This window comes from Acinetobacter sp. Brlt_5 (assembly GCF_051949055.1).
In the GTDB taxonomy this organism is placed as follows: Bacteria; Pseudomonadota; Gammaproteobacteria; order Pseudomonadales; family Moraxellaceae; genus Acinetobacter; species Acinetobacter indicus.
Genome location: NZ_JAYJLP010000005.1, coordinates 83,706 through 96,856, shown reverse-complemented (window position 1 = coordinate 96,856; position 13,151 = coordinate 83,706). Strand labels below are relative to the sequence as shown.

The 13,151-nt window shown below is 47.5% G+C and carries 9 protein-coding genes; 7 read left to right on the top strand and 2 right to left on the bottom strand.

Annotation, left to right across the window (positions count from 1 at the left end; genetic code table 11):
• The first annotated feature begins 508 nt into the window (after window positions 1–508).
• The gene (locus VF685_RS05255; RefSeq protein WP_127799430.1) at window positions 509–2,215 is read left to right on the top strand and encodes a GGDEF domain-containing protein; all 1,707 of its coding nucleotides are present in this window, start codon (window positions 509–511) and stop codon (window positions 2,213–2,215) included.
• A gap of 98 nt (window positions 2,216–2,313) precedes the next feature.
• Here VF685_RS05255 and uvrA read toward each other — a convergent pair whose 3' ends face one another.
• Together uvrA and tenA are read right to left on the bottom strand one after the other, a co-directional pair.
• On the bottom strand, window positions 2,314–5,145 hold the full coding sequence (gene uvrA, locus VF685_RS05250) for an excinuclease ABC subunit UvrA (RefSeq protein WP_005180735.1): 2,832 nt from the start codon (window positions 5,143–5,145) through the stop codon (window positions 2,314–2,316).
• A gap of 249 nt (window positions 5,146–5,394) precedes the next feature.
• On the bottom strand, window positions 5,395–6,072 hold the full coding sequence (gene tenA, locus VF685_RS05245; RefSeq protein WP_163140963.1) for a thiaminase II: 678 nt from the start codon (window positions 6,070–6,072) through the stop codon (window positions 5,395–5,397).
• Between the two features lie 267 nt (window positions 6,073–6,339).
• On the opposite strand from tenA, the gene VF685_RS05240 reads away from it, so the two are divergent.
• The 6 genes from VF685_RS05240 (at window position 6,340) to VF685_RS05215 (ending at window position 13,149) form a co-directional block, all read left to right on the top strand.
• Complete coding sequence (locus VF685_RS05240; RefSeq protein ID WP_005180731.1) at window positions 6,340–7,422, top strand: DUF475 domain-containing protein; 1,083 nt, start codon at window positions 6,340–6,342, stop codon at window positions 7,420–7,422.
• Window positions 7,423–7,574: 152 nt separating this feature from the next.
• A complete protein-coding gene (locus VF685_RS05235) occupies window positions 7,575–8,939 on the top strand; it encodes an MFS transporter (RefSeq protein ID WP_075167305.1) in 1,365 nt (454 codons plus the stop codon).
• A 51-nt stretch (window positions 8,940–8,990) separates the two neighbouring features.
• A complete protein-coding gene (gene ssb, locus VF685_RS05230) occupies window positions 8,991–9,557 on the top strand; it encodes a single-stranded DNA-binding protein (protein WP_005180729.1) in 567 nt (188 codons plus the stop codon).
• A 242-nt stretch (window positions 9,558–9,799) separates the two neighbouring features.
• Window positions 9,800–10,363 carry an alkyl hydroperoxide reductase subunit C gene (ahpC, locus tag VF685_RS05225; protein ID WP_016658414.1) on the top strand — a complete coding sequence of 188 codons (564 nt, stop codon included), beginning with the start codon at window positions 9,800–9,802 and terminating at the stop codon, window positions 10,361–10,363.
• A gap of 199 nt (window positions 10,364–10,562) precedes the next feature.
• Complete coding sequence (locus VF685_RS05220; RefSeq protein WP_253097545.1) at window positions 10,563–11,417, top strand: pirin family protein; 855 nt, start codon at window positions 10,563–10,565, stop codon at window positions 11,415–11,417.
• 433 nt (window positions 11,418–11,850) lie between these two features.
• Window positions 11,851–13,149: an FAD-dependent oxidoreductase gene (locus VF685_RS05215; protein WP_034598019.1), complete on the top strand. Its 1,299-nt coding sequence runs from the start codon at window positions 11,851–11,853 to the stop codon at window positions 13,147–13,149.
• Window positions 13,150–13,151 lie beyond the last annotated feature (2 nt).

The window sequence follows — 13,151 nt, the reverse complement described above, 5'->3', positions numbered from 1 at the left end:
TGAATTAAAAAGCGCTATTGAATATATGACCATAAAAAAATCCCGGTTTTCAACGAAAACCGGGATTTTTTAGCCAAAATTTGCGGGAAAATTTAAAATTCTGCTGAGGAATATCTAAAGTCGCCCCAATGCGGTGCATTATGCACTTATTTGATGCAGCTGTAAAATGTTTTCTTTAATTTTTTATACAATTTTTAAAACCTTATTTTTATTATATAAATCATTGGCTTATATTTAATTTTTAAGAGAATGCAATCTCGGTTGCCCTTCAAAAAAAATAGAAACTTACTCTATTTTCGTCGGTTTTTATTCAACTTAATCAATAAATTTGTTAGCCTTGTCACAATTTTTTAGTTATCTTGCTGATTTATTCGACTTATAGTTGAATGAACGCTACCGCTGTCCTGTTATTTTTTCCTCAGCAGTGTGGTCATCCGCTTCAGGTCGTTGATCTGCGCTTGTTGATTCAATACGTTCAGTTCATGCTCATGGTAGTGAGGTTATAAACATGTCCCATCGCTTGCATTCAGAGAATACTAAGCAGCGTCTGTTTATTTCTATGCTCATTATCATCCTGTCGATTCTGTTTATTTCGGTTCCAGTGACACTGAAGAGTTATCGCTCTTATCAGCAGTCCGATGTGGTGCTGACCGAAATTTCAGTCTTACGTCATGTGGCCGATCTGGCTAACGAGATTTCACGCGAACGTGGCCCCGCCAATAAGGTCATGTCCAGTACTCCAGATGAACTCAGTGCCAACCTGAAAGAGCTGACCCTGTTTCGAGAGCGGGTCGATCTGCAGATTGAACATACCATGCAACTGTTAAACAGCGCCGGTTTTGCTGCACAGGCCAATGCCTTGACCACCGATTTAACACCGGCTTTGGCAAAAGGACGTGCTGCGGTGGATGCCTATGCAGCACAACCCTATGCCCAGCGCAGTTCAGCACAGCTGGATCAGGCCATTCAGGCTATGTTTCATGCCTGGGATGAAGTCTATGAGGTGCTGAAGCATGTCATGATGCAGTCGGAAGGCAAAAAGACCATGCTGTCGGAGTCCTATAGTCTGATTCTGGTACTGGCCGATTTACGTGATCAGGCCGGACGTCTGGCCTCGACGATTATGGCGGCAGTGACTTTTAAAGAACCGATTTCTGAACAGAACCTGGCCTATTCCTTACAGAGCCAGCGACAGTCTTATTATTTATGGGATCTGGTCAACTCGATTCAGCCTGAACAGCACAAAACGCCTGAATATCTGGGACTGCATCAACAGGTTAAACAAAAATATCTGGATCAGGGGGTTCCCATTGTCAGCCAGCTGATTGAAGAAAGTCTGCATGCGCGCCCGTATTCATTAAGCGGAACTGAATTGACTCTGAAGATTGTCGATAAATTTACGACAGTGGTGAATCTGCAGAAATATCTGCTGGATTATAGTGTCTGGCTGGCTCAGCAGGAGCGTCATGCTGCCTGGCAGCAGTTTATCCTGACGCTGTCGGTGTCGATTATTTCCTTGCTGGCGGCGCTGTTTACCATGGTCTATGCGCGTTTTAAGGTATTTAAACCTTTAATTGAAGCGCGGGATCTGATTTTAGAGTTATCTGAAGCCCAGCCGCAGACGGCCACAGCTCCAGATTCCTCACCCACCTCTTTATTTGCTGCGCTCAAGCAGTTGCAGGCACGTTTGGCTGAACGGGATTTGCTGGAATTCCAGCTACGCAATATGGCCAATACCGATACCCTGACCGGAGTTTCCAATCGTCTGGCGCTGGAAGAATATATTCAATATCTGAACCAGAATCCGGACAAGCTCCATCAAACCGGTTTAATTATTATTGATATTGATGACTTTAAAGAGGTCAATGATCAGTATGGGCATATTGTCGGAGATCGGGTGATTCAGGGAATTGCCGAAGTGTTAAAACACAGTGTGCGTTCATCTGATCTGATTGTGCGTTATGGGGGCGATGAATTCCTGATTCTGATTGAGCAGATTGATCTGGACGGGGCCTTGAGTATTGCCGAGAAATTACGTCAGGAAATTAGCCAGAATGTTCTGACCCTGCCGGGACTGGACACGCCGTTAAATATTTCTGTCAGTGCCGGGGTCGCCGCAGATGCAGGCAGCTGGATGGAACTGTTTGGCCGGGCAGATCACTCCTTATTTAAGGCCAAAGAGAAGGGGCGGAATAGGGTGGAAAGTATGCTCTAAACCGTAAATTAAAATAGAAAAATATTTTAAATATATATCTTGATATTTTTCAGGTGAATCTAATAACAAAGAAAAGGGCTCCTCAGAGCCCTTTCATTTTATTTTAACATCGGTTTCAGGAATTTTCCGGTATGGGAGGCTTTCACTTTCACCACCTCTTCCGGGGTACCTTCGGCAATAATCATCCCGCCGCCGGCACCGCCTTCCGGGCCTAAATCCACAATCCAGTCTGCGGTTTTAATCACATCCAGATTGTGTTCAATCACCACAATGGTATTTCCCTTGTTGCGCAGCTCATGCAGGATGTCCAGTAGTTTGGCAATGTCATGGAAATGCAGACCGGTGGTTGGTTCATCCAGCACGTACAGGGTTTTACCGGTATCCCGTTTTGCCAGTTCGCGTGCCAGTTTGACCCGCTGCGCTTCACCACCAGATAAGGTGGTGGCTGACTGACCCAGACGGATATAACCTAAACCGACTTGATTCAAGGTTTCCAGACGGCGGTGAATCACCGGAATGGCATCAAAGAAATGCATGGCATCTTCGACCGTCATTTCCAGCACATCGGAAATATTTTTGCCTTTGTAATGCACTTCCAGGGTTTCGCGGTTATAGCGTTTGCCATGGCAGGCATCACAGGGGACATACATATCCGGCAGGAAGTGCATGGCGACTTTAATCATGCCATCACCTTCACAGGCCTCGCAGCGTCCGCCTTTGACGTTAAAGGAGAAACGGCCCGCCGCATAACCGCGGCCTTTGGCTTCAGGCGTCTGGGCAAACAGTTCACGAATTGGGGTAAACAGACCGGTATAGGTGGCCGGATTGGAACGCGGGGTGCGGCCAATCGGACTCTGGTCAATATCCACCACTTTATCCAGGAATTGCAGTCCTTCAATGGTGTCAAACTTTTCCGCGCTGAGCGTGGTGGCGCCATTCAGCTGGGTTGCGGCCAATGGCAGCAGGGTACGGTTAATCAGGGTCGATTTACCCGAACCGGATACCCCGGTAACACAGGTCATCACGCCTAAAGGCAGGGTCAGATCGACATTTTTCAGGTTATGGCCGCAGGCGCCCATCAGCTTGATCTGCTCATCTGGTTTCGGTGGCTGGGTGCGCTGTTTCGGCACTTCAATCTTGAGCTTGCCCGACAGGTATTGACCGGTCAGGGAATTGGCATTGGCTGCCAGTTCCTGATAGGTACCTTCAGCAATCACATTCCCGCCATGCACGCCGGCGCCCGGCCCAATATCAATAATATGGTCTGCGGCACGAATCGCATCTTCATCATGTTCGACCACCAGTACGGTATTGCCCAGATCACGCAGGCGAATCAGGGTTTCCAGCAGGCGGTCATTATCACGCTGATGCAGACCAATAGACGGTTCATCCAGCACATACATCACGCCCATTAAACCGGCACCAATCTGCGACGCCAGACGGATGCGTTGGGCCTCACCACCCGAGAGCGTTTCGGCAGAGCGTGACAGACTCAAATAGTTCAGGCCGACTGAGACCAGAAAGTGCAGACGTTCACGGATTTCCTTAAAAATCTTGTCGGCAATTTCGCCTTTGGCACCTTCCAGATTTAGGTTCTGATAGTAATGCTCGGCGTCACCAATCGACATTTTGGTAATCTGGCTGATGGTTTTGTCTTTGACTCGCACATGACGCGAAATTTCATTCAGACGTGAACCATCACAGGCATCACAGGCGGCATTGGAGAGATACTGCGCCAGGTCATCGCGGACATAATTACTTTCCGTTTCACGATAGCGGCGTTCCAGATGTGGCAAAATTCCTTCAAACGGCTGTACCCGGTTGTGACGACGACCACGTTCATCGACATAGCTCAGGTCAATTTTTTCCCGGCCACTGCCGTAGAGGAATTTTTTCTGGGTGTCTTTGTCCAGTTCATTCCAGGGCGTATCCAGCGAAAAATCATAATGATCGGCAACTTTTTGCAGCATGCCATAATAATAAGGACGCTGACGGTCCCAGCCACGAATTGCACCCTGGCTTAAAGAAAGTTCCGGATTGGGAATGAGTTTGTCGGCACTAAAATGGCTGCGTGTGCCCAGACCATCACAGACCGGACAGGCACCAAACGGGTTGTTAAACGAGAATAGGCGCGGTTCCAGTTCGGCCACGGCACGGTCACATTCCGGGCAGGAGTGTTTGGCCGAGAATACCCGGTCCGGATGTTCGCCTTTCATCCACGATAAAATCGCAATATCTCCACCTAAACGTAAAGCGGTTTCAAAACTTTCGGCAATACGGTTGCCCAAATCATCCCGGACTTTAAAGCGGTCGACCACCACTTCAATGCTGTGTTTTTTCTTTTTGTCCAGTTCTGGCGGCGGATCAATCTCCATAATTTCGCCATCTACCCGGGCACGGACAAACCCCTGGCTTTGCAGCTGTTCAAACAGATGGGTATATTCGCCTTTACGTTCACGCACCACCGGTGCCAATAGTAATAGGGCGGTGCCTTCTTCCAGACCTTTGACTACATCGACCATTTCAGACACGGTCTGCGCCACCATCGGCAGGTCATGTTCCGGACAGTAGGGCGTACCCACGCGTGCATAGAGCAGACGTAAATAGTCATAAATTTCGGTAATGGTGCCGACGGTAGAACGCGGGTTGTGGCTGGTCGATTTCTGCTCAATGGCAATGGCCGGACTTAAGCCTTCAATCGAGTCGACTTCCGGTTTTTCCATTTGTGACAGGAACTGGCGCGCATAGGCCGAGAGCGATTCGACATAACGGCGCTGTCCTTCGGCATACAGGGTATCGAAAGCCAGGGAAGATTTACCTGAACCGGAAAGTCCCGTAATCACCACAAACTTGTCGCGTGGAATATCAAGGTTCACATTCTTCAGGTTATGGGTACGTGCGCCTCGAATACGGATATGACTTTGGCTCATGCAATGATCCTAGAAAATTCATTTAAAACCTCTATATGATAGCGCATGAAAAATGTTCAAGTGCAGGCTTAAGGTATTTCTACGTCAAATTATGTCGGTTGATTGCAAATAAAGGCCAAGATCTGAAAACGACAAGGATAAAAAATTGTCAGGATAAAGAATGTAGGGATCAAAGCGCACAAGAATGAAAGAGAGCTGTCGGCCCTTGTGCAAGTCTGCTGATCTTGCACCAGGGCGAGTAATCAAAGATTAGTTGCTGCTGTCCAGTCCCGGCCAGTTACGCTGTGCATAGGCACTGTCCCAGAACAGCCATTCCAGTTCAGCAGCACGGGTATAGGCCTGACGCATTTTCGCCAGTGTGTCTTCATCACAGCGCTCGGCCACGCGGTCAACCGTGGCAATCACATTGCGCACTGCGGTATGGAATTCTTCGCCGGCATAGGTATCGACCCAAGCCTGATATGGGTTGTTGGCGACCGAGTTACCGACAATATCTTTACCGACTTCGGCATAAATCCAAAAACATGGCAGCAACGAGGCTAGCACCACCGGGTAGCTTTCTGACCAGGCGGTCGAAGTCAGATAAGAAGTATAGTGATGACATGCCAGCGTCAACGGTGTCTGCTCAAATTGCTCTTTGCTAATGCCAAAATCCTGCATAAAGCCGTTATGTAGCGAACGTTCCACCACAATCGCTACCTTGGCGGCTTCGGCAAACTGGATCACATCATCGGCATCAAAGGCTTTGGCAGCACACACCGCCAGCGCGCGGCCATAGGCCAGTAAATAATGCGCATCCTGAATCACATAGTGGCTAAAGGCCTCACGACTTAGGCTGCCTCGCGCCAGTTCCTGGTTAAAGGGTAGGGCCAGGGTGTTTTGATACAGTTCTAAATTCTGTTGCCACAATTGTTCAGAAAAACGCATGTCCGGTTCCTGTAAAGCATCAAGATCAATGCCCAAAGACTAGCATACTTGCGCTGCAAAGATGAGCCGCTTTGATTTGTATCAGAATCAACAAAAAAGCATACGAAGTGTTTTGGCATCGTCATGAAAAAGCGTCATAATAGCGGCCATATCTCTATCGCCGAGGTCCTGCATGTCTTCAGCAGGATGCACGCGGCGCATTCGGTGTAATTCAAGTTTAATATTTACCGAATTTCTTTATCTAATAATGTCATAGGTCGATTTGTCATGATGAAACATTTTGGTTTCTCTATTGCATTTACGATCGTGTGTCTCGGTTTGTCTGCTTATTGGGGCTATACCCACGGCCCGGAAGCAGGCCTGAAAACCATGTTCACAGCACTGACCATTACGGCCATTCTCGCCATTATGGAAGTGTCGTTATCGTTTGATAACGCGGTTGTTAACGCATCAGTCCTGCGCGGTTGGGACCATTTCTGGAAAATGCTGTTCCTGACGGTCGGGATTCTGATTGCCGTATTCGGTATGCGTTTAATTTTCCCGGTGGTGATTGTTGCCGTCACAGCCGATATGGGCATGATGGAAGTGGTGCAGCTGGCACTGAATAATCCGAAAGAATATTCGGCCAAATTAATGGCACATCATCCTGAAATTGCAGCATTTGGTGGTGCCTTCCTGTTAATGGTGTTCCTGAACTTCTTCCTCGATGATGAAAAAGACACCCACTGGTTCCGCTGGATTGAGCGCCGTTTATCCAATCTGGCCAGTGTACCGGCCATGTCGGTCTTTATTGCACTGGTGGCCTTGCTGATCATGGCGGCCAATGTGGTCGAAGATAAACGTCTGGTGGTGACCATGGCCGGCATCTGGGGCATCGTGATCTATATTGGCGTACAGGTATTGAGTCATTTACTGGGTGGCGAACCTGAAGTCGATGAAAACGGCAATGCGATTCGTCATGATGAAAATGGCGTGCCGACCGGTGTGGTCAAAGCCGGTATTGGTGGCTTCTTGTATCTGGAAGTGCTGGATGCCTCGTTCAGTTTTGACGGTGTGATTGGTGCTTTCGCGATTACTTCAGACGTGGTGATTATCATGCTCGGTCTGGCGATTGGTGCGATTTTCGTGCGTTCGATGACCATTTATCTGGTAGAAAAAGGCACCCTGGATGCCTATATTTACCTGGAACATGGTGCGCATTATGCGATTGGTGCACTGGCCTTTATCATGATTGCCAGCGGAACCGGTTTACATGTCCCGGAAGTGGTCACCGGCCTGATTGGTGTGGCCTTTATTGTCTGGGCGGTATTTGCCTCAATTCAATATAAAAAACGTCAGGCACTGCACTAAGTTGCAGTTTGATCTGAAGAAGGTGCAAACAATTGCACCTTTTTTTATGACTGGCAGTTCAGATGCAGAATATTGTGCTGAATATCGCAGCATCTGCAGCATGAATGATGTAGGATATTCGCATACAAAATTGTTGCACTTAGCCTATTGATATGATGAATGCCTTAGAACGCCGTTCAACTTTTGCCTTAAGCAGTATTTTTGCCTTACGCATGTTGGGTCTGTTCATGATTATTCCGGTTTTCTCGGTGGCAGGGCAATCCTATCAATATGCAACTCCGACCTTAATTGGTCTGGCGGTTGGGGTGTATGGTCTGACCCAGGCCATTTTACAGATTCCATTTAGCCTGATTGCCGACCGCTATAGCCGTAAACCGCTGGTGGTGCTTGGACTGTTACTGTTTGCTTTAGGCGGTGCCATTGCTGCAATGTCAGAGACCATTTACGGGGTCATCATTGGCCGGGCCATTGCCGGTGGCGGCGCAGTCTCTGCCGTGGTGATGGCTTTACTGGCCGATGTCACCCGGGAAGAACAGCGCACCAAAGCCATGGCCATGATGGGCATGAGTATTGGTTTATCCTTCGTGATTGCCTTTAGTGCCGGGCCGTGGCTGACCGGACTGGTTGGTATTTCCGGGCTGTTCTGGGTGACCACCATTATGGGACTGGCGGCCATTGCCATGTTGCTGCTGGTGCCTAAAGTCACGCGCCATCATCGTAATTTCCAGCAGGGCTATTTGCCGCAGCTCAAACAGGTGCTAAAAATGGGCGATTTAAACCGCTTGCATCTGTCAGTGTTTACCCTGCATTTACTGCTAACGGCGATGTTTATTTATGCACCGCCGCAGCTGATTGAATATGCCGGTCTGCCATTGTCCAGTCATGGCTGGGTGTATTTGCCGCTGCTGGTGCTGAGTCTGTTTTTTGCCTTCCCCAGTATTATTCTGGCGGAAAAATATCGCAAAATGCGCGGTATTTTCCTGACCGCGATTGGCGGGATTATTCTTGGCCTGATCGTGATGATTTTTGGTTTTGAATCTAAATATATCCTGCTGATTGGACTGGGCCTGTTTTTTATTGCCTTTAACGTGATGGAAGCGCTGTTACCGTCCTGGTTATCGAAGGCGGCACCGATTCAATCCAAAGCCACTGCAATGGGCGTCAATGCCAGCAGCCAGTTCCTTGGCGCCTTCTTTGGCGGCATGATTGGCGGGCAACTGTTACTGCTGAATAACACGGCGATGGGTTGGAGTATTCTGACCGCAGTTGCTATAATTTGGCTGCTGATGAGTTTTGGTCTGGCCCAGCCGCGTTATCTGTCGTCGATGGTATTTCGCCTGCCTGAGGCCAAACAAACGGATGAGTGGACTTCTCAACTTTTGGCCATTCATGGTATTGAAGAAGTCGTGGTGATGTCTGAACAGCAAGTTGCCTATATAAAAGTCGATAAACAGCAAATTGATGATACTGCGCGACAACAATTAACGCACTTGTTGGGTAAAGAGGTAGCCATTTAAGCATAACTCTTATAAAGTAAATAATAGAAACAAATAGGAAGAATACAGCTGATGCGTGGTGTAAATAAGGTCATTTTAGTTGGTACTTTAGGTCGAGATCCAGAAACAAAAACTTTCCCGAATGGTGGCTCGCTTACTCAATTTTCCATTGCCACCAGTGATGCGTGGACCGATAAAACCACCGGTGAGCGTAAAGAGCAAACCGAATGGCACCGTATTGTGCTGCATAACCGTTTAGGTGAAATCGCGCAGCAATACTTACGCAAAGGTTCAAAAGTCTATATTGAAGGTTCATTGCGTACCCGTCAGTGGACCGATCAGAATGGTCAGGAACGCTACACCACAGAAATTCGTGGCGAGCAAATGCAGATGCTGGACTCTGGTCGTCAGCAAGGTGAGCAGGGCGATAATGGTTTTAGCCAGCCACGTTTTAACAATAACCAGGGCGGTGGTTATAGTAATAACAACCAGGGTGGCTATGCGCCGCAAGCTCAAGGTGGTTTTAACAACAATAATGCTGGTGGTGGCTATGGCAACCAGGGCGGTTATCAGCAACCGAAACCAGCTCCTGCTGCAACGCCTGCACCGGCAGATTTGGATGATGACTTACCGTTCTAAGGTCATCATCTTAAGCAGAAATTGATAAAAACCCTTTGTTTTGGCAAAGGGTTTTTTATTGCCTGTGTGAAAAGTAGGATAGATCAATTGAGGAAAACGATAAAAACTTCAATGGAGATAGAATATTTAAATCTGTATTTCCGATTATTTTTATAAAAAAGTACTGTTTTACCGATTTGCATCAGTTTTGTATTCTAGCTTCACAAGATAAGCAATCCCCACAACGCACTGAGGAATACAAAATGAGTTTAATCAATACCCAAGTGAAAGCCTTTAACGCTACTGCTTACCAGAATGGTCAATTCATTGAAGTGTCTGAGCAGGACATGATGGGTAAATGGTCGGTGGTATTTTTCTATCCTGCAGACTTTACCTTTGTCTGTCCAACCGAATTAGGCGATCTGGCTGATCATTATGCTGAATTCCAGAAAATGGGCGTTGAAATTTATGGCGTATCCACTGATACCCACTTCACCCATAAAGCCTGGCACGATACTTCAGACGTGATTGGTAAAATCCAGTATCCGCTGATTGGCGATCCAACCTGGACTCTGGCAAAAAACTTTGAAGTGTTAATTGAGGCTGAAGGTCTGGCTGACCGTGGTACTTTCGTGATTGATCCGGAAGGTACCATCCAGATTGTTGAAATTAACGCTGGCGGTATCGGCCGTGATGCCCAGGAACTGCTACGTAAAGTCAAAGCAGCGCAATATGTCCATGCACACCCAGGTGAAGTTTGCCCGGCAAAATGGAAAGAAGGTGAAGCAACCCTAGCACCGTCAATCGACCTGGTCGGTAAAATCTAATCCAGTTGTATTCATCTTCTGATGAAAATCCAGAACTCCGGTTCTGGATTTTTTTGTCTGTTGAAACAGAAACCAGCAGAATCCGGATACGCCCGGATGATTCTATTCTTGCAATGCAGTATGCCAGATTTGCGCTAGCTGGCCGCACTACAAAGGCTTAACATGAAACGATCAATTCTCCTTGCAGGCGCAGGACAGTATGAAAAAAATAATTGGTTTATATCGAAATAAAAACATGCACTGGGTCGGTGATGGTTTTCCGGTACAGAACCTGTTTGCTTATGACCGTTTAGGTCAGGCCATCAGCCCGTTTTTAATGCTCGACTATGCTGCGCCTTATCCGTTTGAGGCGACGAAAGCGCAGCGTGGTGTGGGTTCACATCCGCATCGTGGCTTTGAAACTGTGACTCTGGCCTATCAGGGTGCCGTCACCCATCAAGATTCGGCCGGTGGCGGGGGCACCATTCAGACGGGTGATGTGCAGTGGATGACAGCCGGTGCCGGCGTGGTGCATGAAGAGTTTCATTCTGCCGATTTTGCCGAAGCCGGTGGACTGTTTGAAATGGTCCAGCTCTGGGTCAATTTGCCAGCCAAAGACAAAATGACCGCACCGCGTTATCAGGCCATTGCCGCTGCCGATATTCCCCGAATTGAACTGGACGATGCCGCCGGGCACCTCCGGGTGATTGCCGGGAACTATTTAGGTCACACCGGGCCGGCACAGACCTTTAGCCCGGTCAATGTCTGGGATGGCAACTTGCACAAAGATGCACAAACCTTTGTGCATGTCCTGGTGACTCACAATGTCCTGCTGCTGGTGAATGGCAATCAACAGGTGCAGGACAGTTCTATCGTGATGTTTGCCCGCGATGCCGAGCCGACCATTCAGTTGCAGGCGCAGCAGGAAACACAGTTTTTAATTCTGACCGGTGAGCCATTAAATGAGCCAATTCAAGGCCATGGTCCTTTTGTGATGAACAGCAAACAGGAAATTATTCAGGCCTTTGAGGACTTTCATTCTGGTAAGTTTGGCCAAATTCCGCCGCAAAGCTAAGCATTCAGCGATCCTGCTGCGAAAAGAAAAAAGCCTCTGATAAAAATCAGAGGCTTTCTTGTTATTGCGCTGTTAAGTTTCTTGTTTTATCTCATTTGTATCATTATCTGTAATGATTTTATGTGATGTGGTTGTCATTATTGTGTGGAGCGTATACTAGCGGAAAGCACGCACTTTGTAAAACAACTATTCTAAAACTGGTTAATTTATACCTATTGTTTTTAAATGATTTTTAAAAATTAATAAATAAAATTTCAGGTATTTCTTACATTTACACGGGGCTTGAAAATACGTTAAAAAATGTAACAGAAGTGGCATTTTAGAACTTTATTACACTTTGTAAAAAGGGTGAATCTGGTAGTTTTTAATAGCTCATTTTGGCAAGGCATGGTTCATAATTTCGGTCAATGTTTTCATTAACGGATAAGACGTTTTGGATATTGCAGTCATCGGTAGTGGCATGGCTGGGCTAGCTACCGCAAGAATTCTTAAAGATGCAGGGCATAACATTACAATTTTTGAAGCTCTGCCTGGACGTGGAATGGACAGCCACAGTACTGAGTTTGAAGGCGGTTTAATTGACGCACCGCTGCGGGTCATGAATCCGCATTTGTGGAAAAACACGCTCAGTTTAGCCACTTATCTGGGTATTCCGACCTTCCCGGTACGGACCTATATGGCCTGTAGCTGGTTGTTTGAGGACCGGACCGAAACCTGGTTAACCACCTCGCGTACGCGTATCGGGAATTTCCCGATTATCAATAACCGTAAAGGCTTGCAGCAATACGGCTGGCGTCTGGTTAAAGGCATGTTGCAGTTAAAAACGGCAATTGCCAAATTCTTCCGGTCGAAGAATCAGGACATTACCCTGGCCGAGTTCATCAACCAGAATGAAATTGAAGAAGTGTTCTGGCATGGCGCGGTAATGCCGGTGTTGTACACCATCTGTACCTGTAACCCGAAAACCATTGGCGAATGGCCAGCGAAGCCGCTGTTGACCTTCTTGCGTCAATTGACCGATGGTGATGCGCTGTTGCGTATTCAGGGTGGCACTCCGGCGCTGGTGAATAAGCTGATTGAAGGTATTCATATCAAGAGTGGTTCACCCATCACCCATATTAGCCAGCAAGATGATCAGGTCTATGTCAAAAATGCCGAAGGCGAAACTGCGGTATTTGACCGTGTGGTGGTGGCCACCCCAACCACCAATATCGAGAACTTCCTTGATCGTGAACAGTTTGCCGAAGATATTGCCTTGTTAAAGCAGTTCAAGTTTGAACAGGGCGAACTGGTGATTCATACCGATAGCACAGTGATGCCGCCAAAACGCAAAGACTGGTCGGTACTGAGCTATATGATGGACCGCAAGTTTACCCGTCAGCAATTTACTGTCTGGCTAAACTCGATTGAGCCATCGCTGGTCGGTAAAACGCCGGTGTTCCAGACCTGGCGTCCGGTCACGCCTATTGATCCGAAGAAAGTCATTTCTTCTGTCACCCTGACCCGTGCGGTGGTGGATTCAAAAACCGTGGCACTGAACAAAGAATTGCAACAGCGTCATAAAGTCGCTGATCGTAAGGTGTTCTTCTGTGGTTCATGGTCATGTGACGGCTTGCCAATTTTAGAATCAGCCGTGACTTCAGCCATGCATATTGCAGAAATTTTTGGTGCACCGTTGCCGTTTGTGGGCTTAAAACCTAAAGTAGAGGTTGCTCCCCAACTCGGCTATTAATC